Genomic DNA, 23,882 nt, shown 5'->3' with positions numbered 1-23,882 from the left:
TGATCGACGCTTATGCGTCGGCGCGGTTTCGATATGTGCAATCGATGGTTGGTCCGCACGGCGCCCAGCCGTATGTTGATGCTTTTCCCGCAAGAGATTCGACCGTGAACGCCACTTCTCCCCGAACCTGGTTGCCGCCGTATACGGCACGCGGCAGCGCATCGCCGGCCGCGTCCGCCGCATCCGAGGCCGGTGCCGCCGGGCGGCCGGCGGCGCAGGCCGCGCAGGCCGGCGCGCACAGCGAACGCCTGCTCGCCATCGACGCGGTCAGCCTCGAATACCGCAGCGGCGCGCGGATCGTTCGCGCGACACATCAGGTGAGCTTCGACGTGTACGGCAGCGACCGCTTCGTGCTGCTCGGCCCGTCGGGGTGCGGGAAGTCGACGCTGCTGAAGGCGGTCGCCGGCTTCATCGAGCCCGTCTCGGGTTCGATCACGCTCGACGGTCAGCCCGTGCGCGGGCCGGGGCCCGACCGCATCGTCGTGTTCCAGGAGTTCGACCAGTTGCCGCCGTGGAAGACAGTCGTCGAGAACGTCGCGTTTCCGTTGCGCGCCGCCGCGAAGCTGTCGCGCGCCGAAGCACGCGAACGTGCGCTGCACTATCTCGACAAGGTCGGCCTGAGCACGTTTGCCGACGCCTATCCGCATACGCTGTCGGGCGGCATGAAGCAGCGTGTCGCGATTGCGCGGGCGCTGGCAATGCAGCCGCGCGTGCTGCTGATGGACGAACCGTTCGCGGCGCTCGACGCGCTCACGCGCCGCAAGATGCAGGAGGAACTGCTGCGGCTGTGGGACGAATTCCGCTTCACGCTGCTGTTCGTCACGCACTCGATCGAGGAGGCGCTGGTGGTCGGCAACCGGATTCTGCTGCTGTCGCCGCATCCGGGCCGCGTGCGCGCGGAGCTCAACAGTCACGAGCATTCGCTGGAGAACGTCGATACCGGCGACTTCCGCGACAACGTCGCGCGAATCCACCACCTGCTGTTCGACACCGACGCACCGCATGCACCGCACGCAGCGACGACGGAGGACGCCGCATCATGAGTACGATCGATCCGGCCGTGCCGCCGCTGCCGCCCGTGCGCGCCGAATACACGCGCACGCTCGACACGCTGCCCGACGCCGAGCGTGCGGCGCCCGCGCCGCTGCTGCGCCGCATCGCCGGCGCCGCCTGGTTTCGCCGCAGCGTCATCGCGCTCGTGCTGATCGCCGCATGGGAAATCGTCGCGCGCATCGTCGCGAACGATCTGCTCGTCCCGACCTTCGGCGCGACGCTGGCCGCGTTCGTGCAGGGCGTCGAGTCGGGCGAACTGCTGGTCAAGACCGGCATCTCGATGTCGGTGCTGCTGCGCGGCTATGCGCTGGGCGTGCTGCTGGCGTTCGCGCTGACGTCGCTGGCGGTATCCACGCGCATCGGCCGCGACCTGCTGACGATGCTCACGTCGATGTTCAATCCGCTGCCGTCGATCGCATTGCTGCCGATCGCGCTGTTGTGGTTCGGGCTCGGCACCGGCAGCCTGCTGTTCGTGCTCGTGCATGCGGTGCTGTGGCCGCTCGCGCTCAGCATCTATACCGGCTTCGTCGGCGTGCCCGCCACGCTGAAAATGGCCGGGCGCAACTACGGGCTCACGGGCCTGCGCCAGATCGCGCTGATCCTCGTGCCGGCCGCGCTGCCGTCGATCCTGTCGGGCCTGCGCGTGGGCTGGGCCTTCGCGTGGCGCACGCTGATCGCGGCCGAGCTCGTGTTCGGCGCGAGCGCGGGGCAGGGCGGCCTCGGCTGGTACATCTTCCAGAACCGCAACGAGCTGTATACCGACCGCGTGTTCGCGGGCCTCGCGGCGGTCATCGTGATCGGGCTGCTGGTCGAGAATCTGGTGTTCGATACGCTCGAACGCGCGACCGTGCGTCGCTGGGGCATTCAGCACTGACGGGGCGGTCCGCGATCAATCCCGGCGCTTGTATAACGTAAGCTGAAATCGGTTTTTCACGCGCGGCGGGGGCGTCCTTATACTCGGCGGATGCGTGTAACGGACGCCGTGTCGCGCGTTGCTTCGCCCCCCGATCTCCCCCAACAAGGACCTGCCGAATGACTGCCCGTGATGCCGTCGATCCGCGCGACGCATTGCGCGACGCGCTTGCCGCGCTGCCCGACCTCGCGACTTTGATCGGCGAGGATGCCGCACCACGCGAGGCGCGTCGCGAACTGCCGTTCGAAGGCTTCGCGCTCTTCCGGCGCTCGGCGCTGGGCGCGCTGCGGATTCCGGCCGAGCGCGGCGGCCTCGGCGGCACGCTGGTCGACCTGTTCGACACGATCGCGACGCTGGCGGCCGCCGATTCGAATCTCGCGCACGCGCTGCGCATCCACTACGACCAGACCGAGACGCTGCGGCTGTCGCCGCGCACCGCGTTCAACGACGTGCAGCTCGAGCGCGTGCTCGCCGGCGCGATCTTCGGCGGCGCGTCGACCGAGCGCGGCACGTCGCGCCCGGGCGAGAACACGACCGTGCTGCGCCGCGACGGCGACCACTACCGCGTGACGGGCCGCAAATACTATTCGACGGGCACCGCGTTCGCCGATTTCGCGCGCATCAACGTGGAGAACGAGCAGGGCGACACGCTCGCCGTGATCATTCCGGTGGCGCGCGATGGCCTGCAGGTGCTCGACGACTGGGACGGCATGGGCCAGCGCATGACCGCGAGCGGCAGCCTGTTGCTGAACGACGTGCAGGTGTTCGCGGACGAAGTGGTCCCGCGCGACGGGGCGACGCTCGTCGGCCGTCATTGCGGTGCGCTGCGGCAGCTTCATCTCGTCGCGACGGGCGCCGGCATCGTGCGCAACGTGGTGGCCGATGCGCGCCGCTACGTGCTCGCGCACGGCCGTCCCGCGCTGCACAGCCCGGCGCCGACCGCACGCGACGATCATTTCGTCCAGCAGATCGTCGGCGAGCTGTCCGCGCACAGCCATGCGATCGACGCGCTCGTGCGAGAAAACGCGCGCGCGCTCGACCGCTCCGCCGACGCGATCGAAGCGGGCGCCGCCGATGCGGATGCGCTCGTACTCGACAGCGCGCTCGCGACCGCGCGCACGCAACTGATCGTCAGCAAGCTCGCGCTGCATGCGGCCGAGCGGCTGTTCGAAGTGGGCGGCGCGTCGGCGACGGCGCGCGAGCACAACTTCGATCGCCACTGGCGCAACCTGCGCACGATCTTCAGCCACAACCCGTTGCTGCACAAGGCGCGCGTGGTCGGCGATTACGTGCTGAACGGCGTGACCACGCACCTCACCGAAGGGCGCGTGTTCTGACGACGGCCGCCAGCGGCGGCGGCTACGCCGTCGTGCCGGGTTTCAGCGCCGACCTTAACGCCGCAGGCCGGCTTTGCGCAGCAGCGGCAGCACGCGCTCGCCGAAGAAGTCCAGGTCGGGCTTGAAATCGTAGAAACTCAACTGGACGCCGTCGATGCCCGCGCGGTGCAGCCGCACGATGATATCGGCGACTTCTTCGGGCGAGCCGGTGATCGAGATATTGCCGCCGATCGCGCGCGCGGCGGCCTGCGCACGCTGCTCGAACCCGCCGCGCCACGCGTGCGCGTCGCTGTCGAAGCGGTGGAAGCTGCCTTCGTCCGCATGCGCGACGATCGCGTCACGGTAGGCGCGCGCTTCGGCCGCCGTCTCGCGGCAGATCACGAGCGGATTGAGTAAGGTGCGGATCGTGCGGCCGCGCGCGGCGGCCGCCGCCTTCACGCGGGCCGTATGCGCGGGCAGCGCGTCGATCGCGCGTTCGGCGTCCGGGCCAGCCGGACTCGTGACGAACACGATGTCCGAATAGCGCGCGGCGAACGCGATGCCCGCATCGGAACCCGTCGCGTTGATCAGCAGCGGGCGACCGTAGCGCGGCTTCGGCGTGACGAATGCGCCGCCCAGCCGCCAGCTCGACAGCTCGGGCGTGTAGCTGAAATTATCCGGTTGCGCCCACAACTGCTGGACCGCATCGAGGAATTCGGCGGCCATCTCGTAGCGCCGGTCGTGTTCGATCCGGTTCCAGCCGAACATCTCATGCTCGATCGCGCGGTGGCCGGTCACCACGTTGATGCCCCAGCGGCCGCGCGAAATGTGGTCGAGCGTCGCGGTGAACTTCGCGAAATGCAGTGGATGCCACGGCCCGTAGAGCACGTGGCTCGTCGCGACGAGGATGATCCGCTCGGTGCGCGCCGTCAGCGCGGCCAGCGTCATGAACGAGTCGAGCGCCTGGCCGTCGAACACGCCGCCGTAGCCGCCTTTCGGCAACCATTGCGACAGCGCGAACACGAGATCGAAGCCGAGCGCTTCGGCGCGGGCTACGAGATCGGCGTTGTAGTCGAACGTCCAGTCGGTCGAGCGCGGCAGCGTCGACGCGCTCCATCCGCCAGCCTGGATCGGCAGGAACAACCCGAGCATCAGCGGCTGCGCGAGTGTGCGCGAGACGGGGCTGCCGGGGAACTCGGCCGGCGAACGAACGTCGACGAACGGCGTCGGCGCGAGCGGGGCGGCGAGGGTGGAATCGCTCATCACAGGGTCCTTGCTGAAAGGTGCGGCGCGACTGCGCGGCCCGATGCGGCGGCAAGTGGAGCGAGACGCGTCATAACTTGCCCGGCCTCGGGTCGGGCACGAAGCCGTCGCGGTTCGGCATCCGCACGCGCGGCAGCGTGCGCGCGTCGAGCCGGGCGTCGGCGGGAACGATGCCGTTCAGGTGCAGGACGTACGCGGTGACCGCATAGACGTCGTCCGTGCTCAGCGATTGCGGCGCGTTGTACGGCATCGCGCGGCGAATGTAGTCGAACAGCGTCGTCGCGTAGGGCCAGTAGCTGCCGACCGTCTTTTTGGGTTTCGCGCTGGCGAGCGAGCCGACGCCGCCGACGAGCGGATCGCCGACACCGCCTTCGCCGCCCGCTCCGTGACACATCGCGCATTTGTCCGCGAACACGTGGCCGCCGCGGGCGACCGTACCCGCGCCGGGCGGCAGGCCGCTGCCGTCCGGTGCGACGTCGATGTCCCACGCGGCGAGCGCCGCGCGATCGACCGGCTGGCCGAGACCGAAGCCCGCGCCGAACGCGCTCGACGTCATCGCGCAGGCTGCAAGCAGGCAGGCGAGCGGCTTACGCATTGCGCACCTCGCCGTCCGTGCCGACGCGCCAGTTCTGGATGCCGTTGTAGTGATACTGCGAGTTCAGGCCCCGCGCGGCGACGAGCGCGTCGCGGGTCGGCTGCACGTAGCCGGTCTCGTCGGTCGCCCGGCTTTGCAGGTCGGCCGGCTCGCCGCGCCACACCCAGTCGGCTTCGAAGCGCGTCAGCGCACGATCGCGTACGTCGCCGGCGAGCCGCGCCGGTCGCCACGTGCGGCCGCCGTCGGTCGACACGTCGACGGCGCGAATCCGGCCACGGCCCGACCACGCGTAGCCGCTGATCGGGTAGTAGCCGTGCGCGGCGAGCCGATGGCCGGCCGACGGCCGCGTGATGACCGACTTTGCATCCATCTCGAACACGAACTGGCGCGCGCAGCCATCCGGCAGCAGATTCGTGTACTTCGACGTTTCCTCGCGCGTCATCTCCGGCGCACGCACCAGCTTCAGCCGCCGCAGCCACTTGATGTTCGTGTTGCCTTCGAAACCCGGCACGATCAGCCGCACCGGGTAGCCGTTCTCCGGGCGCAGCCGTTCGCCGTTCTGCGCATAGACGACCAGCGCGCGCTCGAGAATCCGGTCGAGCGGCAGGCTGCGCGTCATCGCCGCGCCGTCCGCGCCCTCGGCGAGCAGCCAGCGGGCGTCGGCGTCGACGCCTGTCTCGTCGAGCAGCGTCGACAGCCGGACGCCGGTCCATTCGCAGCACGATAGCAACCCGTGCGTGAACTGAACCGGCAGCCCGCTCGGGCCGTTCCATTCGCTGCCCGTGTTGCCCGAGCATTCGAGGAAGTGAATGCGCGATTCGGACGGAAAGCGCAGCAGGTCGTCGAGCGTGAAGACGCGCGGCTCGCGCACGAGGCCGTGCACGACGACGCGATGGCGTTGCGCATCGATGTCCGGCACCCCCGCGTGATGACGCTCGTAGACGAGCCCGTTCGGCGTGATGTCGCCGAACAGGTCGGCGAGCGGCGTCATCGACGAGCCGGAACCGGGCAGCGCAGGCGTTCGGGCGCTGCGGCGAATCACGTCGCGCTCGTGCTGACCTGGCACGCCGTAGGGCGGCGACAGCAGCGGCGCACCGGGCGTGCGCGTCCACGGCGGCACATCGAGCGGCTCGCTCGCGAGCGCACCGCTGGCGGGCAGCATCGCGGCCACCCAGCCGCCGGCGAGCTGGCGCAGCGCCGCGCGCCGGCCGTTTCGCGGCGCACGGGGAGGAAAACGGGAATCGGTCATGGTCGAACGCGTGTGGCGCGCGGGAGCCGCGCGGACAAACGATCATTCTCGGCAACCGGGCGCGGCACGGCAAACAACGATTCCCGCTTTGCTTATCGTGACGATTGCGCCGCGCCCGACGCGCGTGCCGTCAGAACTTCACGCGCAGCCCGCTGACGAACGCAAGCTGGCGGTTCGTCGACGACGCGCTGCCGATGTTCGAGATCGCCGCGATCTTGCGATAGCCGCCCGACGTCGCGGTGCTCGCGTCGCCGGCCGCGAGCTGGTAGATGCCCGACACATAGATATCGGTGCGCTTCGACAGCGCATAGTCGAACCCGAGCGTGAACTGGTGCCAGCGCGGCTTCAGCGTCTGGCCGCTCGTGCCCGGCAGGCCGCTCGCGCGTCCGTCGGTAAACGTATAGACGCCGATCAGCGTGGCCGCCGGCGTGATCTGGTAGCGCGCGTTCACGTCGTAGTTGTTGAACTTGCGCGACGAACCGTCGAGATAGTTGAGCTGCGTGTGGCTCCATGCGAAGCCGAGCGTCGCGGGGCCGAGCGCGTAGTTCGCGCCCACCGCGCCGATCTGCTGCTTCAGCACGCCGCCGTTCAGCCCGTAGAAGAACGCGCCGCTGTAGTCGTTGCCGGTGGTCGAGGTTGCGCCGCCCACCGCGCCGCTGGTATTCGACGCCGCATTCGGATGATTGAACCGCACATAGCCGCCGCCGATCGACAGCGGGCCGTTCACGTAGTTCGCCGATGCACCCCACGCGTTGTTGTTCGAGAATCCAGTGCCCGCGCCGCCATTGGCCTGGTTGCTGAACGCATAGAGCAGGTCGGCGGTGAAGCCGGCGATCGTGTCGCTGCGGAACTTCACCGCGTTGTTCAGCCGGAAGCTCTGGTTCAGGTTGTCGTTGTCGCCCACGTGCGTGGCCGGCGACCAGAAACCCGCTCCCGAATACTGCGCGACGAGATCGGTGATCGGCTCGTACTGACGGCCGAACGTCAGCGTGCCGAGGCCTTTCTGGCCGAGGCCCACGTACGCGGACCGGCCGAACAGGCGGCCGCCCTGGCCGAGCCCGCCGTCGCTCGGCCGGAACCCGCTTTCCAGCGTGAAGACCGCCTGCAGGCCGCCGCCGAGATCTTCCGCGCCTTTCAGGCCCCAGCGGCTGCCGCTCAGCTTGCCGCTCGTCTGCTGGATGTTGCTCGCGCCGCCCTGGTTGTTCGTGTACGCGATGCCGGCGTCGACCACGCCGTACAACGTCACCGAACTCTGCGCCTGCGCGCTGACCGAACCGATCGACACCAAACCCAGTACCACCGTTTTTTTGATCATGACCATCCTCTGTTTTTATCAGTACGTTTGCGAGGATCACGATGCTATTGACGACCGACGCGCCGATGAACGGCCGATCCGTGGTTTGTAAATCGCGGCGCGGCCGATTTGTAATGTGCGTTGCCGTCGGCCCGACGGGTGTGTCGCGATCGCATCCGGCGCGCCTGCTGCGGCGAACGCATCGCGCGGACCGCGAACGTCGCCCGCTGGAAACGATCATGCACGGTCATATCGATCGATGAAATCATTCGATGTCCGCAATATCCGTCGTTCGCATGACGATGCGTTTACGCAACGGACCGCTAGGCGACGATCGGCGGTTGCGCTATGCGCGTTCGCATATCGATTCCGCAAAACGTTGGTAGGGCCGAGCGAGGTGCGCCGGTACAGTCTGGCATCCGGCGCTGGCCGGGCATGCCTCGGGAACGGCAGGGCGCACAGGCGCGCGCGCTTCCCGACTGGATCGATCAACGAGAAAGGAGCCGTTCGACATGAGTCGCGATGTACTGTTTCTGCTGGAACCGGGCTTTGCCGATCCGAAGCATCCGGGCCAGCGCTTCGTCTGTCCGCATGGCTTGCCGATCGAGGGGTTGTTGGCGAGCGCGCCGGATCTCGCCGCGCGCCTCGACGTGAAGCGCGTCGGCTTCGAGCGGCCGCGGCCCGCGGTGATCGACGCGCTCGACGACGCCCATCAGGGCCTGCCGGTGCTCGTGCTGGGCCGCGACCAGCCCGCGCCGGACGACGCGCAGACGCTCGGCGACGTGCGCTTCGTCACCGACGCGCGCCGCATCCTCGAACTGCTGGCCGAGCGCCACGGTTTTCCGGCGCTGCATTGACGCGACGGTTTCACTTCCTTCTCATCCGATCGACAGGAGCATCCGATGTCGTCAATGTCGGCGGCACGTCGCCGCCTGCTGCTTGCCGGCGCCGCCATCGCGGCGCACCCATTGGCCGCGTTCGCCGCGCCGGCCGCCGACGCCGATCTGGCCGGCACGACGTTGCGCGTCGCGACCTACAAGGGCGGTTGGCGCGCGCTGTTGCAGGCGGCCGGGCTCGCCGACATGCCGTACCGGATCGACTGGCGCGAACTGAACAACGGCGTGCTGCATATCGAGGCACTCAACGCGGACGCGCTCGATATCGGTTCGGGTAGCGAAATTCCGGCCGTGTTCGCCGCGCGCCAGAAGGCCAACGTGCGATTCATCTCGCGCGTGCGCGAAGACCTGAACAACCAGGTCACGCTCGCGCGCAAGGACACGCCGATCCGCGGCATCGCGGATCTGAAGGGCAAGCGCGTCGGCTACGTGCGCGCGACGACGTCGCACTATTTCCTGTATCGACAGCTGGCGGAAGCCGGCCTGACCTTCGACGACATCCAGCCGATCAACCTGTCGCCGACCGACGGGCTGTCCGCGTACGATCGCGGCGACATCGATGCGTGGGCGATCTACGGCTACAACGGCCAGCTCGCGCGCAATCGCTACGACGCCCGTGTGCTGAAGACGGGGAAGGGGTATCTGTCGGGCAATTTTCCGGTGTACGCGAATCCGCGCACGCTCGACGATGCGCGTCGCCGCGCGGCGACGGGCGATCTGCTGCTGCGGTTTCGACGTGCGTATGCGTGGGCGAACGGGCATTTCCGCGACTATGCGCTCGCGCAGAATCGCGAGACGCGTGTGCCGGTTGCCGATCTCGTCGCGATGTTCGACCAGCGCAGCGAAGACTTCGCGCTGCTGCCGGTGACGCCCGACGTGGTCGCGCAGCACCAGCAGGTCGCGGACGTGTTTGCCCGCATCGGCGTGCTGGACGGGCCGGCCCATGTCGCGCCGTTCTGGGACACGTCGTTCAATCCGCTGGTTGCGGCGGGGTGATGCGGTGAAACGGGAGGTGCGGGCGGGGTCGCTCGATATGTGCCGGTTCGCGTTCGTCAAACGGCGAAAATCCGCCGCTGGTAGTCGAGGATCAGGCGATCGATGTCCTGATCGGCGCGTCGCGGCTGGCTTTTCGGCTCGAGCCAAAGCCACCGCATCATCCGGTAGCGCGCCTCCACGCACATCAGCCATGCGTCCCAGTCCGACCAGTGTCGCAGCAACGGGATGTTGCGAATGTCGCGCAGCCCGTCGCGGATCTCGTACACGTTGAAGTACTTGCCCGCACGCTGGCTCAATTCGTCGAATGCGCGTGCGGCCTGCTCCGGGTCGGAAAGCAGGAAGTCGTGGATTTCGATGATCACGTGGCTGCCGGAGAGCTGTTCCAGCAGCGCGTCGTCGAACAGGTCGAACTCCGCGCCTTCGATATCGCACAGGATGACCCGCCCGGCCGGCTCCCCGCCGTGCTCCGACAGAATCGCGGGCAAGTCGCGATCGGCCTTGCCGAAGACCGCGACGCGGTCCGCCAGCCCCATTTCCGCGGCGCGGTGCTGGATTGCGTGGCGGCGCTGCTCGTCCATCTCGAAGCACAGGCTGCGCGCAAAGACGTTGTTCCTGACCAGGCCGATGCCGAAAATCCCGTCGGCGGCGCCGAGGTCGACCAACACCTTCTCCGGCGATCCGAGCGCTTCGAGGATCGCGCAAACGGCGATCTCGTAGGTGCCGAGCAGATAGCCGCCAACCGCGACTTCCGCCCAGTGACTGAAGCCGATCGGAAAACCGCGCAGGATGCCGTACTGGACGATCGAGCCCGTCTGCTCGCGCAGCAACTGTGACAGATAGTGCAGGCGAAGATTCGCGGCCTGGATCGAGCTTTGGCTGAAATACTGCGCGTGGTCCATTTTTATCGTTCTCTCGGGTGAGGAAGCGCGTGGGGAAGGGCGGCGATGGCGGGAGACTTCCGTCGTCATTCCGCCTGGGACCAGAATATAGCGCGTTGTCGGCTCGCTCAGGAAGCCGGTTGCCTGGGCGGTGCCGTCGATACGATGGAAGGGAGCACGCGGAGCGTCCGGCCGGACGATTCGCGAATACGCCGGCCACGTTGGTGGCGGCACGCCTGGCAGCATATGGAATGCGTACCCGTCGGGCGCCCCTTCATCTGTCGGACCGCAAGGACGCACGATCCACCGACCAACCGCCTGCATACGCAGACGATCGGTCGGCACCTTCCCGTCATTCACCCGAACGCCGCATGACTACGGCCGAATCGCTTTTCTCCGAAGCGAAATCCCGCCACGCGGCTTCCAGGGTGCGACGCGTTCATACAAACACGGTCAATTCACCCCCACCGCACTCCACGCGCGCGCGACCGTCGCGCTTTCGGCCGAGTTCGCGCCATACAGGTCGTTTGCCGCCTGGATCGACGCACGCCGCGCGTTCGGATAGCTCGAGTTGGCGTTCAGGTACACGGTCAGCGTCCGGTACCAGATCTTGCCGGCCTTGTCGCGACCCAGCCCGCTGAAGGTCGTGTCGCCGTTGCAGACCAGTTGCGCTCTCGACAGGCCGGTGTCGGTCGACGGCACCGATGGGCCTTCCGACAGCAGATAGAAGAAGCGGTTGCCGACCCCCGACGAGAAATGCGGATCGTGGCGCGGATTCGACCACGAGAAGCCGCCGGACGGGTAGCAGCTGAACGACCGGCCGTCGAGGTCCTGCTTGTACATCTTGCGCAGGCCGCCGCTCACCACGCGTGCACCGATCACGTAGTTGCCGGGATCGTTCGGGTTGTTCGCGTAGAACTTCACGAGCGTGCCGAAGATGTCGGACGTCGATTCGTTCAGGCCGCCCGCGTCACCCGAATAGTTCAGGTTGGCGGTGGCTTCGGTCACGCCGTGGCTCATCTCGTGCCCGGCGACGTCGACCGATACCACGGGTTTCGGCAGGCGCGTGCCAGGTTCGCCGTCGCCGTATGCCATCACGCGCGACGACAGCCATGCCGCGTTCGCGCCCGTCGTGCCGCTGCCGGTATTGAACACCACGTGCGCGTAGCTCTTCACGCCGCGGCCGTCGTTGAAGATGCCGTTGCGGTTGTGCGTGGTCTTGTAGTAGTCCCAAGTCAATGCCAGCCCGTAGTCGATGTCTGCCGCGACGGTCTGCCGGTCGGTGGTCGTGTTGTTGCCCCACACGTTCGTGCTGCTCGTGAAGATCGGCAGGTCGGTCGCTTGCTCGACTTCGTCCGAGCTGAGACCACGACCATCGTAGACCGAGCCGCCGCCGCGGCCCGGGTCGAGCATCCGGTATGCGTTCGTGCCGGTCTGGTCCGTCGTGAGCGTCAGGTTGCCGTAGTACAGCGAGCGGCCGGTGCCGGTCGCGGCGGCGGTCTTGATCAGGTCCTGTGCGTCGAGCACGGTGCCGGTGCGTGCGTCAACGTAGTACAGCACGGCGTCGCCATGCGTGTCGGTTGCCTTGCCGTAGACGCGTACCGCGTAGGCCAGCGTCGGCGTGACGTCGCGTGCGAACACGACCAGCTCGGCGTCGTCGACGCGGCGCACGTCCGAGTTGAAGCGCGCGGCCGCGATGTGTCTCGCGCGCGTCGCGCCCACGTCGGGTGCGTTGCGTACCACGGCGCGGTTCCCGACCTTGCCGATCGTGCCGGCGAGGTTGATCGGCGCGAGCTGGGTCACGCTGGCCTGCTTCAGTTGCCCCTTGCTCGAATGGACGACCACGTCGCCGCCTATCACGGGCAGGCCCGCATGGAACCGGTCGAAACGCACGTGCTCGGTGCCGTCGGGATCGACGATCACGTCACGTACCTGGAACTGATCGCCGTCGGTCGGTGCGGCTGCTTGCGGCCCCGCGAACTTCAACGTGCGTGCCGTGCCGCTGACGGCCACGCTGAAGGCGGCCGGGTTCTGCTGGATCAGTTGCAGTGCCTTGTCGACCGCGGCCGGCTGGTCGCCGGCCTGGGCAAAAGCGCTGAAACTCGCGACGGTAATCGCGGTGATAGGCAGCAGCCGAGACAGTTTCTTCATGTAATTCCCCAGGTTATGAATGGGTTTGTTCGAGGAATGCATCAAACAAGACATGTCGCGAACAGCAGGGGGATGCTAGGAGGTCGTTTTTATAATTACAAGATATTTTCTGTGATATTGATTTTTCATGTCGTCGTCGTTAATCAAGTCAGGATTTGATGAGGGATTTGAAATGATCGTTGCTGATGGGGTGGCGGGAACGGGAGAGCGACGCATCGACAGCGTGCGGCTGCGCGGCCTCTGGCCGAGACGGGGTGTGTGCGGGGCGTGTAAGAAGGCCGCGGGGATGTGAAGCCAGGTTAAAGAGATACCTGGATTTCCGTTTATTGAATATTGGTTTTGATTGTTTCCGCCTCATGCGCCATAAAATTAATCTCCAATGCTTTTGATATTTTATATTTATGCCGCGACTTCATTAAATTTGCAATGGATGTCGGGCGAGCGACGGTCACCTGACAATAGCCAGGTGGTGGTTAGTGAGGTATTTTGCGAATGGGTTGTATCGCTTCGATAAGAGCACACCGGGTTTTACAGATACGAATCTGGACGAATACGATGGTGTGCTGATCCCTCACGGCAATGTTTGAGTCTTCGGGTGACCGCAAGAGGTCTGGCCGGGATTCGTAAAAAATCCGCCACATCTCGATCTAAGCAGCTGATCTAAATAAAAAAAGTCGATGGTCGGATCGAGCGGTGGACCGGGGCGTTGAAGATCCAGCAGATAGTCCACGAGCCGGTTAATGCGCCCCCGCCCGTACGGGGTGTGCTCAAGATTCGGATTTTTCGCACGCCAAGCGATGTCGCTTGCCGGCCGATACTGTTGAAAAACTCTTCTATCGCGGGCTCCGCCTGGTTTTCAGGGGTCCTCTTACCCGTAACCGATGCTCATGAGTGGCGTATAGGTCGATCTGAACGGTCGATTTTTAGCTAAGCGGTCCCATCACGGCGAGAAGCGAGTTTTTCAACAGAATCGGCCACGAAGCAGTCAGTCCAAGGAGCGTTCGGCAAAATTCCGGATGTCCAAGCCCCAATACCGAGCGGCCGCTCGGACCTATGTCGAAGTGCCGACTTCGTGGCTTCTGCGCCAGCGCGCATAGGACGCCATCATCCGGCAGCACCGTGCGGCATCATTTCTATTCGCGTGGCAAAGCTACCGATCGGCGATGGCAGGTGCGAACAAATGTCCGGGCTGAATGCTCCGGCCGCCGGACAGCGAAATTAATGTGGCTCAATTTCATGAGCCAAATAGATTGTGCTGGATCTGCCCCAGGTGTTCTGTCAGAACCTTGGCAGCCGCCTCTGCGTCACGGTCTCGTAACGCCTCAACAATCGCGCGATGCTGAGCCTGATACTCTTCGCGACGACCTGGTGTCAACGAGAGGCGCTTGAGCCGCCCCCATTCGCCTTGCTCGCGGACACGATTCATCAGCTCAAGAATCTGCATGAAGAATGAGTTGTGCGTCGCAATACTGAACGCACGGTGCAGTTCGCCGTCCCAGTGTTCGAACTCTTCGACCGTTTCCGCCGCCTCCGAGCGCTCAATGCACTCCGCCATCTTCGCAAAGTCTGCGCTGGTGGCATTCCGCGCGATCAATTTCGGCATCAAGGGCTCGATAAGCAGACGAGCCTCCATGAGTTCAGCTGGGCTGGTTTGATGCACCGAGACGCCTTGTTCATCAGCTTGCGCTTGCGTCCGGACCGATTTTGGAAGTGCAAGGGCGGCTCCTGCCTTGACGTAGGTTCCGCTACCCACGGACTGAGTGATCAGCCCGCGATCCTTTAGATCTTGAAGGACGCGCCTCACTGCACCGCGGGAGGCGCCGAATTGCTCACTGAGGTGCCGCTCTGCGGGCAATTTCATGCCATCGCCCATACGACCGGTCGCAATCTCCTCGACCAGGTAAGCAGCTAATGCCCTTGCACCCGCTGCTCGTACAGAGCTGGTTGCTTCTACCTCGCTCATTACCTTCCTCCGGGATTTCGTGGTTGCCATTCTAGCTCATGTAGTACCAATTGGACAGGATTTTGGTTTACCCGTACTTGCGTTCGGTCCACTTTGGTTCTACAGTGCGAGCACTTTCAACCAATTGGACTCGCGAACAGGAGTGATCTCATGAAGCTGGCTAACCTTAATGTGGCGGGAAAGAAGACAATTTCGATTGTGGATATCGTTCATTCTCGATTCTGGCCGGTCCAATCGTTGGTCCCCCAATTTGACGGCGATATGGTCCAATTGGTCCAACAATTTGAAGAAGTCAAACCGCATCTGAAGCCAACGGGGAACGGTTTGTCGCTCGCGGAGGCCACCATCTTGGCCCCGATCGATCAGCCGCGTCGCAACATCTTCTGTGTCGGCAAGAACTATCACGAGCATGCGGCCGAGTTCCAGAACTCGGGATTCGACAGCAGCGCAAAGAACGGCGAGCACGCGCCGGAGGCGCCGGTCATTTTCACCAAGCCGGCGTCGACGGTGATCGGGCCGTCGGCAAAGATCCCACGACATGTCGGCGTGACCGCTCAGCTCGACTACGAGGCCGAGCTGGGTGTCGTGATCGGCAAGGGCGGCCGGGGTATCAAGAAGGCGGACGCAATGAATTACGTCTTCGGCTACACCGTGATCAACGACTTCACCGCTCGGGATCTTCAGAAGCTTCACCGCCAGTGGTTCCTCGGAAAGTCGCTCGACGGCTTCTGTCCGATGGGGCCGTTCGTGATCACGTCGGACGAAGTCAACGGCCAGAACATCGACATCAAGTGTTGGGTGAACGGCGAATTGCGTCAGAACTCCAACACGTCCAAGCTGATCTTTGATATCCCGACGCTGATCGAAACCCTGTCGGCCGGCATCGAACTTCAGCCGGGTGATGTGATTGCGACCGGTACCCCGGCCGGCGTCGGTATCGGCTTCAATCCACCCAAATTCCTGCAGAAGGGTGATGTGATCCGAATCGAGATCCAGAACGTCGGTGTACTCGAGAATGAGGTGGGCGAATGACGACGACCCTCATCAGAGATATTGCCGTCGAGATAACCGGGGAAGGTCAGCCCGTCGTGTGCATCCACGGACTCGGTGGCTCCTCGAACAACTGGACCCCGGTTCTGGAAGCCTTTGGGGGCATGCGTGTCGTCCGACTCGACTTGCCCGGTAGCGCGCGTTCAGCGCTAGCCAACGAGCCGTTGTCCATCGAACTGTACGTGTCCCGGGTGGCCGATGTGCTGAGCGAACTCGGTATCGAGCAGGCCCACATCGTTGCACACTCGATGGGTACCATCGTGGCTCAGCATCTCGCAGTCCAACATCCTCATCTCGTCCGCAGCCTCGCGCTCTTTGGGCCGTTGCTGGCGCCACCAGACCAAGGCCGGCCCGCGATACGGGCGCGCGCAGCGCTGTGCCGCGATCGAGGCATTGCCGGCCTCCAAGAGATCGCGGATGCGATCGTCAAAGGCGCTACCAGCGTCGAGACCAAGTCCGTGCGGCCGGTGACGGTCGCGCTTGTTCGCGAAAGCGTCATGCGTCAGTCCCCGGAGGGGTATGCACAAAGTTGCTTGGCCCTGTCCGAAGCGAGCGAGGCAGCAATTGATCAAATCTCGGTCCCGACGCTGCTCGTGACGGGGGACGAAGATGCGGTTGGTCAGCCCGCGCTGGTCAAAAATATGAGCGAGCGAATTGACGGGAGTACGTTGACGGTTCTTCGCGGCTGCGGCCATTGGACCACGTTCGAGAAGCCCGCCGAGTGCATCGCCGAACTCAAGGCGTTCTACGACAACGACAAGTAATTCGCTGAGGCTTTGGAGGAGACATGAGCAAGATCGTATTTACGAACGTCAACATTTTCGACGGGAGCGGAGCAGATCCCTATAAAGGCGAAGTCCTCATCGAAAATGATCGAATCAAGTCTGTGTCGAAAGGCGGCGACGTCATGCGCCCCGCAGACGCGCAGATCGTCGATGGTCGAGGCAAGTTCGTCATGCCCGGCATGACGGAAGCACACACCCACTTCTCGTGGAACGACCAGCCGACGCTTGCGGCTATCCAGTTCATGCCGCCGGAGGAGCATATTCTCTGGTGTGTACGGGTCGCAAAGCGCTATCTGGACATGGGCTTTACGTCGGCGCTCGGAGCCGCGGCGGCCAAGCCGCGCCTCGACGTCGTGTTGCGCAACGCTATCAACGCGGGCGAATTTCCCGGCCCGCGTTATCTCGCGGGCAGTCAGGAAATCACGACGTTGGGCGGCTTGGGCGACAACACGCTTCCGCACCTCCCGTATCGTGAGCTCAACTTCGGGGAGGTTGTCAGCGGTCCGGAAGAGGTCCGCCGCGCGACTCGCATGTTTGTGAAGTACGGCGTTGATCACCTGAAAATCAACCTTTCCGGCGAGTATATCGCCGGCATTCCGGCCGAAGCATCGCCGTTCTCGGAAGAAGAAATCGCGATGTTGAGCGCCGAAGCGAAACGTGCCGGCAAACGTGTAGCAGCCCATGCCCGTTCGAGCGAGTCAGTGAAGCAGTGTGTCCGACACGGCTTTGAACTGGTCTTTCACGCAAGCTTCGCGGACGAGGAAGCCCTGGACATGCTGGAAGCGAACAAGGACAGGCATATCGTCGCCCCGGGGATCGGCTGGCTCGTAAGTACGCTTTACCACGCGGAGCAGTGGGGTATCACCGAAGCGATCGCAACGAAGATGGGCTATGCACGTGAACTGGAGATAGCTTCCGAGACGCTCACCAAAATGCACAAGCGTGGAATTCGCATCGCGCCGGGAGGCGATTACGGGTTCGCGTGGATGCCGCATGGCACCAACTCCCGCGACCTCGAACATTTCGTCAAGTACATCGGCATGACGCCGAAAGAGGCCTTGCTAGCCGCGACCCGCCTGGGAAGCGACGTCATGATGCACTCCGAAATCGGGCAAATCCGCGACGGATACGTGGCCGACATCGTGTTCGTCGACGGAAATCCACTGGACGATCTGAAGGTTCTGCAAGATCCGGCCAAGATCGTCGCGGTGCTGCAAGCAGGCGAGTTTCGTAAGGGCGGGTCCGGGCTTCAGCATCAGCTCGAGCAACTGTAATCAAGACTGGAAGCACGATGCAGCACGAGCGCGTCAGGCACGCTCGTGCTCGCGCACGGTTCTCAGAAGCTGACTAATCAAGCGGCGGAATCCCGCATGTAGGTAAGACAAAGATCTCACCGTGGGCGTGATACAGCGCGGCGCGTTTAATACATTAGTTATACTAATAAATTAAGGAGACGATATGGACAAGAATTTTGGATCATGGATGAGGGTGCTCATCACGATGCTGGTTGGCTTCCTCAGTACGTCCGCGATGGCCCAGAATTTCGCCGTCAACAACTTCAACTTCCTGTACACGAATCGTTCTAGCCCGGATCCTATCTATGGCTATGGAACAGGCAACGGGAACCTGCAGACGTATCAATTTGAACACTTCAGCGGCAATCAGTTTGGCGATATCTATTTCGACGCCGAGCTTTACCATGGCAACAACGTTGGCGCTCCGTTCAGTAACGCGAACTTCCAGAACCTTCTGGTGTTTAACCCGCGACTTAGCTTCGGAAAAACGCTCGGGAAAGACTTGTCCGTCGGTCCGATTTCCGACGTATCGCTCATCGCCCGATGGGAGCGGGGAAGCTATCCCGATACGGACCATTTCGAGTCTCAGAACTACGGCTTGTCGCTCAATTTCAAGGTCCCGGGTTTCGCATGGTTCGAGTCAGGTATGCTTTACCGAAACACGAACTTCGATAAGCATACGTGGCTGTGGCGATCGGTGCTGCTCTCGAACCCTATCGAAGTAGGTGGTCAGAAATTCCACTTCAACCTTCTGTCGCTCATCAATGGTTCTAACCATAACGGGACCGAGGTATTCGAGCGAGCGGAGCTTCTGTGGGAGATCTTCGGCAAGCCGCAGTACCAACTCGGTGCTCGCTTCGAGTTCATGCATTACAACAACAATCCCGTCGGCGGTGGGACCTACAACAAGTACATGCCGGAAATAATGTTTAAGTATACGCTTTGATTTAACTAGTTGACCGGCGAACATGCCGGCCGATGAGGTGATCAACGCTATTCCACCGAGGTGGGTCGAATTCTGGCTTTCACAGTTGGTCTACCCTATCAATGACGCTGTACACGTACTCGGCATCCAATATCATTCCACCCCATGTCCATGACGAGGCGTTGAATTTCCAGCGCGAATGTCGGCTACGCATTTTGGAACGGTATTTAGAGCGTCGTCAAATTGATTGTCTCCTTCGGGGCACTCAGAGTCATTTGAGACATCCGCGCTGGACGCTTGGCGTACGAAAAAAAATCCGGGTCCTGAGGGCACCCCAAGACGCACGCGCGAGATTGAAAATCCGACGAGCATCAAGATGTATCGCTATCGCTAACCTATATTATCGATAGGGTCACATTTTTAGATGAAACTGCCATTTCGCAAAACGCGTCACACCTGAGCGGCACGCCGTTGTCATCCCACCGCCTATAATTTTTGGATGCCGAATAATCTGTCACCACCATCGTTTCCCGAAGCCGCGTCCCTGTCCGCAGTGCGTGCGTGGTATGCGGGCGTTGGCTCGCGTGAGGCGATTGAGCGTTATTGTCCGCACGCGCTTGGAGGGGGGCAGTCGACGCGCGGTGTGATCGGCCGGATGCGCCGGCAGATCGCCGATTTCGCCCTGAGCCGTCATCGCGCCGATTTGGCCCGGCCGTTCCTGTGTGCGGCCGGCGAACGGAGCCGTCACCGCAAGGCGGCGATCCAGGCGCTGGACACACTGCCGTCGCTGCCGGTCCCGCACCCGCAGGTGAGCGATCCAGTCGATGCCTGGCTGTCGCCTCGTGTTGTCGCAGTGCTGCACCGGCACGGCATCCGGACGCTGGCCGATCTGACCGTGCGCATTCCCCGTCGCCGGCGGTGGTGGCTTGTGATTCCCGGACTCGGTGAACGAAGCGCGCGCTGGATCGAAGGCTTCTTTGCCGCTCATCCGGCGCTCACTGAGCGGGCTCGCGCACTGGTCGCGGTGGCGACGCCAGAACCCGTGGTGCCGTGGGAACGCATCCACGTACCTCATGAAGTCGATGGGTCGCGCGGCACTTTCCGCGCGCCGAAGCGAATGTGCGCGCTCGAGGCCGATAATGACTATCAGGCGATCAACGCGTGGCTCGAACGATACGAAGCTGCTGAAACACGACGCGCCTATCGCCGGGAAGCCGAACGCCTGATGCTCTGGGCTATCGTCGAGCGCGGCAAGGCGTTGTCCTCACTCACGAGCGAGGATGCGACCGCCTATCGCGCCTTCCTACGCCATCCAACGCCGCGTGCCCGCTGGGTCGCGCCGGCGCGGCCGCGACCTTCGCCCGAGTGGCGTCCGTTCACGGGCGCGCTGTCGCCGGATTCGATCGCCTACACCCTGTCGGTGCTCAGTGCGATGTTCCGCTGGCTGATCGAGCAGCGCTACGTACTGGCGAATTCGTTCGCGGGTCTCAGGGTGCGCGGGGCGCAGCGCAACGGGGAACTCGACATCTCGAGGGCCTTTACGGCCGGCGAGTGGGAACTGGTCCGAACCATCGCCGACGGGCTCGAACGGTCGCACGGCTGGACGGTACCGGCCGCACAGCGTCTGCGCTTCGTGCTCGACTTTGGTTACGCGACCGGCCTGCGCGCGAGCGAGCTGGTCGGCGTCACGCTCGGCGGCATCGAAACCGGCGCGCGCGGCGAGCGTTGGCTGCATCTCACCGGCAAGGGCGCGAAGGCCGGCAAGGTGGTGTTGCCGCCGCTGGCAACGCACGCGCTGGACCAATATCTCGTTCAGCGTGGACTACCGGTAACCTCAGCCCGCTGGCAGCCGGACACGCCGCTGCTCGGCCATCTCGATGCGCCCGGCGGCATCACCACGCCGCGCCTAAGGGAGGTGCTGCGCCGGTTCTTCCATGCCGCCGCCGACGCCATCGAGGCGGACCACCCGGCGCTCGCCGGCAAGCTGCGGCGCGCGACCCCGCACTGGATGCGCCATACGCACGCGACACACGCACTTGCCAACGGCGCGACGCTTACCACCGTGCGCGATAACCTGCGTCACGCGTCAATCACGACCACCTCGATCTACCTGGACGACGACGAAGTCCAGCGGACCCGGCAGATCGAGCGGATTTTTGCGCGACGGCCGCCGGCATGAGCACCGTCCACGAGACCATCTATCCGGTGCTGCCTGCCGAGCCGGGCGCGGCGGAGCTGAAAGCTGCGTTCACGCCGAGCACCGCGGAAATCCGATTCGTACGCCGGCAATCCCGTCAAGAAGCGACCGCCGTCTTGATCATGGTGCAACTGAAGTTGCTGCAGCGTCTCGGGTACTTTCCAATGCTCGCGGATGTGCAGTCCGTCATTATCGATCACATCCGGATCGCGATGCGGGTCCGCACCTTGTCCCGGGCAACGATTGCGCGGTACGACGTGTCCGGCAGCCGCATCCGTCACCAGAAACTGCTGCGCGTCTGGCTCGACATCCGAGCGTTTGATGCGGGTGAGACGGCGTGGCTGACTGAACTCGCGTCAGCGGAGGCCCGGACAAAGATCGAACTGCCCGACATCATCAATGTGCTGATCGAGGACCTGGTCCGCCGCCGGTACGAGCTGCCGCCGCTGGCGACGCTGCAGCGCATCGCCACGCAGGCGCGCAACGATCTGAACGCGGCGATCTATGAAGCCATCACCGGCGCACTCGATGCAACCCTCATCGAACGGATCGAGGCGCTGCTCGTCGTCAAGGCCGGCAAGTCTGGTTGGGACGATCTGAAACAGGAGCCGAAGCGACCCGCCGCGCGGGCGATCGCCAGCTTCCTCAAACATATCAACGGGATCAGGAAACTGGCGGAAGGCTTGCCGGCGCCGCCCGCGATCGTCTCTGTCAGCAAGCGGGCCCAACTGGTCACCGAAGCGCGGGCGCTCGACGTCGCGGAACTGCGTTCGCTCAAGGCCGCGAAGCGTCATGCGCTCGCAGTGCTGTTCATCCAGGCGCAGTTGCAGAAGGCGCACGATGACGTCGCCGAGATCTTCATCAAGGTGGTGCGCAAGCTCGAGTCCTACGCCAAGGTCCGGCTGCAGAAATACCAGCTTGAACACGCCGATGTGCTGGAGGGGCTGGTCGGGCAGTTCCGGGATGTCCTGCAGATTCTCCAGGACGAGGGCGTATCGGAGCGCAACCGGTTGCCGAAAATCCGCGAGGCGCTCGGCGACCCGGCCGAAGCGCTCGCGCAATGCAACGAGCACATCGCTTATGCCGGGCAGTTCGATCTGCCGTTCATGCTCGTGCCGTACCGCACCCAGCGCTCGCTGCTGTTCCAGTGCCTGGACGTGCTGCCGCTGCAATCGAGCTCGCAGGACCGCGCGGTGCTGGTCGCGCTCGCGTGGCTGCAAGGTTTCCGCAACGCGCACCGCGAATACCTGCTGCTGACCGACAACGACCTCGCGAACCTGCCGCTGGACTGGTTGCCGGAGAAGTGGGAGCGCGCGGTGTTCCCGCACAGACGGGACAGCCGGATGCTGCACCGCCGGTTCTTCGAGCTGGGTGTCTTCAGCCAGATCATGCGGGAACTCCATTCCGGCGACCTCTATGTGGAGGGCAGTGACCGCTTCGACGATTATCGGGTGCATCAGGTCACCGACGAGGAATTTCGGCGTGAACTGCCGCGCTACTGCGAGATCGTGGGCTTGCCCGCGGACGGCAAGAGCGTAGCGAAGGATCTGCGAGACAGGCTGAACGCGGCGCTCGACGAGGCCGATGCGAACTTCCCCGCAAACGACAGCATCGAGTTCGTCAATGAGGAACTCGTCATTCACAAGCCGGGCAAGGAGCCCGAACCGCCGAACCGGTCGCTGATCGATCAGGCCATCACGGCGTCGATGCCGCAGGTCAGCATCCTGGATCTCCTCACCGAAACCGAGCAGTGGTTCGACCTGCATAAACTGTTCGGCCCGCTGTCCGGGTTCGACGCGAAGGTCGACGATCCGCGCAAGCGTTTCATCACGACGCTGTTCTGCTACGGCTGCAACCTCGGTCCCAGTCAAACCGCACGCTCGGTGAAGGGACTAAGCCGCAAGCAGGTCGCCTGGCTGAATCTGAAGCACGTCACCGAGGAGCGGCTCGACAAGGCGATCGTGAAGGTGATCAACGCGTACAACCAGTTCGCGTTGCCGAAATACTGGGGCAGCGGCAAGCGCGCGTCGGCGGACGGCACCAAGTGGAGCCTGTACGAGCAGAACCTGCTGTCCGAATACCACGTTCGTTATGGCGGATACGGCGGGATCGGCTACTACCACGTGTCCGACATGTACATCGCGCTGTTCAGCCACTTCATCCCGTGCGGCGTTCATGAAGCCGTCTACATCCTCGACGGCCTGATCCAGAACGGTGCAGACATCAAGCCGGATACGATCCACGGCGATACGCAGGCGCAGAGCGGTCCCGTGTTCGGCCTGTCTTACGTGACGGGCATCAACCTGATGCCGCGCATGCGCAACATCAAGGATCTGGTCTTGTACAAGGCCGACCGGCGTCGCAAGTACGCGCACATCGACAGCCTGTGCCGCCGGGCGATTGACTGGGATCTGATCGAGCGGCACTATCCCGACATGATGCGCGTCGCGGTGTCGATCAAGGCGGGCAAGATGACGCCGTCGACGATCCTGCGCCGGCTAGGCTCGGAAAGCACGAAGAACAAGCTCTATTTCGCGTTCCGGGAGCTGGGGCGCGTGATCCGTACGCTGTTCTTGCTGAAGTATCTGAATGACCCCGACCTGCGTCGTACGATTCACGCGGCCACCAACAAGAGCGAGCAGTTCAACGATTTCGCGCAGTGGCTGATGTTCGGCGGCGAAGGCATTATCGCGGAAAACGTCCGGCACGAGCAGCGCAAGGTCATCAAGTACAACCACCTCGTCGCGAACATGGTGATCCTGTACAACGTGCAGTGGATGTCGCGCAAACTGAAAGAGCTGCAGCAGAAGGGGCATCCGGTCGACGCCGAGGTGCTCAAAGTGCTGTCACCGTATCGGCGGGAACATATCAATCGACTTGGGGACTATCTGCTGGATCTGCAACGCCCCGTTCCACCACTCGATCCGACCATCGATTTCGCTTTCAAATCAGCAGCTTAATTCGAGATGTGGCGGATTATTTGCTTTTCCCGGCCAACCCTCCGCAACCCGCTGCGCACGATGACCATGGGAACATCAATTGACATAATGCTGATTATCGACA

The 23,882-nt window shown here is 63.8% G+C and carries 18 protein-coding genes; 11 read left to right on the top strand and 7 right to left on the bottom strand.

Annotation, left to right across the window (positions count from 1 at the left end):
• Positions 1-44 precede the first annotated feature (44 nt).
• From AP428_RS32945 to AP428_RS32935, 3 genes are all read left to right on the top strand, one after another.
• Entirely contained in the window at positions 45-1,043 is a 999-nt protein-coding gene (locus AP428_RS32945) for an ABC transporter ATP-binding protein (protein WP_011545453.1), read from the top strand.
• Positions 1,040-1,927: an ABC transporter permease gene (locus tag AP428_RS32940; protein WP_011545452.1), complete on the top strand. Its 888-nt coding sequence runs from the start codon at positions 1,040-1,042 to the stop codon at positions 1,925-1,927. The genes AP428_RS32945 and AP428_RS32940 overlap by 4 nt, the downstream gene beginning before the upstream one ends.
• 158 nt (positions 1,928-2,085) lie before the next feature.
• Positions 2,086-3,303 (top strand): acyl-CoA dehydrogenase family protein, encoded by a 1,218-nt coding sequence (locus tag AP428_RS32935; RefSeq protein ID WP_011545451.1) that lies wholly within the window; start codon positions 2,086-2,088, stop codon positions 3,301-3,303.
• 54 nt (positions 3,304-3,357) lie between these two features.
• On the opposite strand, the gene AP428_RS32930 is transcribed toward AP428_RS32935, so the two are convergent.
• The 4 genes from AP428_RS32930 to AP428_RS32915 all read right to left on the bottom strand — a co-directional run bounded on the left by AP428_RS32930 (position 3,358) and on the right by AP428_RS32915 (position 7,704).
• Positions 3,358-4,545 carry an LLM class flavin-dependent oxidoreductase gene (locus tag AP428_RS32930; protein ID WP_011545450.1) on the bottom strand — a complete coding sequence of 396 codons (1,188 nt, stop codon included), beginning with the start codon at positions 4,543-4,545 and terminating at the stop codon, positions 3,358-3,360.
• Between the two features lie 70 nt (positions 4,546-4,615).
• Complete coding sequence (locus tag AP428_RS32925; protein WP_011545449.1) at positions 4,616-5,140, bottom strand: c-type cytochrome; 525 nt, start codon at positions 5,138-5,140, stop codon at positions 4,616-4,618.
• Positions 5,133-6,389, bottom strand: a complete 1,257-nt coding sequence (gene soxC, locus AP428_RS32920; protein WP_011545448.1) for a sulfite dehydrogenase — start codon at positions 6,387-6,389, stop codon at positions 5,133-5,135. The genes AP428_RS32925 and soxC overlap by 8 nt, the downstream gene beginning before the upstream one ends.
• Positions 6,390-6,519: 130 nt before the next feature.
• Positions 6,520-7,704: a porin gene (locus tag AP428_RS32915; protein WP_011545447.1), complete on the bottom strand. Its 1,185-nt coding sequence runs from the start codon at positions 7,702-7,704 to the stop codon at positions 6,520-6,522.
• Between the two features lie 491 nt (positions 7,705-8,195).
• On the opposite strand from AP428_RS32915, the gene AP428_RS32910 reads away from it, so the two are divergent.
• Positions 8,196-8,540, top strand: a complete 345-nt coding sequence (locus AP428_RS32910) for a DUF3088 domain-containing protein (RefSeq protein WP_011545446.1) — start codon at positions 8,196-8,198, stop codon at positions 8,538-8,540.
• 45 nt (positions 8,541-8,585) lie between these two features.
• On the top strand, positions 8,586-9,575 hold the full coding sequence (locus tag AP428_RS32905; RefSeq protein WP_011545445.1) for an ABC transporter substrate-binding protein: 990 nt from the start codon (positions 8,586-8,588) through the stop codon (positions 9,573-9,575).
• A 56-nt stretch (positions 9,576-9,631) separates the two neighbouring features.
• On the opposite strand, the gene AP428_RS32900 is transcribed toward AP428_RS32905, so the two are convergent.
• The 3 genes from AP428_RS32900 to AP428_RS32890 all read right to left on the bottom strand — a co-directional run bounded on the left by AP428_RS32900 (position 9,632) and on the right by AP428_RS32890 (position 14,597).
• Positions 9,632-10,699, bottom strand: a complete 1,068-nt coding sequence (locus tag AP428_RS32900; RefSeq protein ID WP_226292099.1) for a hypothetical protein — start codon at positions 10,697-10,699, stop codon at positions 9,632-9,634.
• Between the two features lie 207 nt (positions 10,700-10,906).
• A complete protein-coding gene (locus AP428_RS32895) occupies positions 10,907-12,604 on the bottom strand; it encodes a M4 family metallopeptidase (protein ID WP_011545443.1) in 1,698 nt (565 codons plus the stop codon).
• Positions 12,605-13,838: 1,234 nt separating this feature from the next.
• Complete coding sequence (locus tag AP428_RS32890; protein ID WP_011545442.1) at positions 13,839-14,597, bottom strand: FadR/GntR family transcriptional regulator; 759 nt, start codon at positions 14,595-14,597, stop codon at positions 13,839-13,841.
• A 120-nt stretch (positions 14,598-14,717) separates the two neighbouring features.
• Between AP428_RS32890 and AP428_RS32885 the strand changes: the two genes are divergently transcribed.
• The 6 genes from AP428_RS32885 to AP428_RS32860 all read left to right on the top strand — a co-directional run bounded on the left by AP428_RS32885 (position 14,718) and on the right by AP428_RS32860 (position 23,779).
• Entirely contained in the window at positions 14,718-15,599 is an 882-nt protein-coding gene (locus AP428_RS32885; protein ID WP_011545441.1) for a fumarylacetoacetate hydrolase family protein, read from the top strand.
• On the top strand, positions 15,596-16,381 hold the full coding sequence (locus AP428_RS32880) for an alpha/beta fold hydrolase (RefSeq protein ID WP_011545440.1): 786 nt from the start codon (positions 15,596-15,598) through the stop codon (positions 16,379-16,381). Before AP428_RS32885 ends, AP428_RS32880 begins: the two co-directional genes overlap by 4 nt.
• A 23-nt stretch (positions 16,382-16,404) precedes the next feature.
• Positions 16,405-17,676, top strand: a complete 1,272-nt coding sequence (locus tag AP428_RS32875; RefSeq protein WP_011695028.1) for an amidohydrolase family protein — start codon at positions 16,405-16,407, stop codon at positions 17,674-17,676.
• A gap of 184 nt (positions 17,677-17,860) precedes the next feature.
• Positions 17,861-18,643: a hypothetical protein gene (locus AP428_RS32870; RefSeq protein ID WP_011545438.1), complete on the top strand. Its 783-nt coding sequence runs from the start codon at positions 17,861-17,863 to the stop codon at positions 18,641-18,643.
• 478 nt (positions 18,644-19,121) lie between these two features.
• On the top strand, positions 19,122-20,801 hold the full coding sequence (locus AP428_RS32865) for a site-specific integrase (protein ID WP_011695029.1): 1,680 nt from the start codon (positions 19,122-19,124) through the stop codon (positions 20,799-20,801).
• On the top strand, positions 20,798-23,779 hold the full coding sequence (locus AP428_RS32860; protein WP_011545436.1) for a Tn3 family transposase: 2,982 nt from the start codon (positions 20,798-20,800) through the stop codon (positions 23,777-23,779). The genes AP428_RS32865 and AP428_RS32860 overlap by 4 nt, the downstream gene beginning before the upstream one ends.
• Positions 23,780-23,882 lie beyond the last annotated feature (103 nt).

Source organism: Burkholderia sp. E168m22 (assembly GCF_001319805.1).
In the GTDB taxonomy this organism is placed as follows: domain Bacteria; phylum Pseudomonadota; class Gammaproteobacteria; order Burkholderiales; family Burkholderiaceae; genus Burkholderia; species Burkholderia orbicola.
The sequence above is the reverse complement of the archived record's forward strand: the minus strand, read 5'-3'. Positions and strand labels throughout refer to the sequence as shown.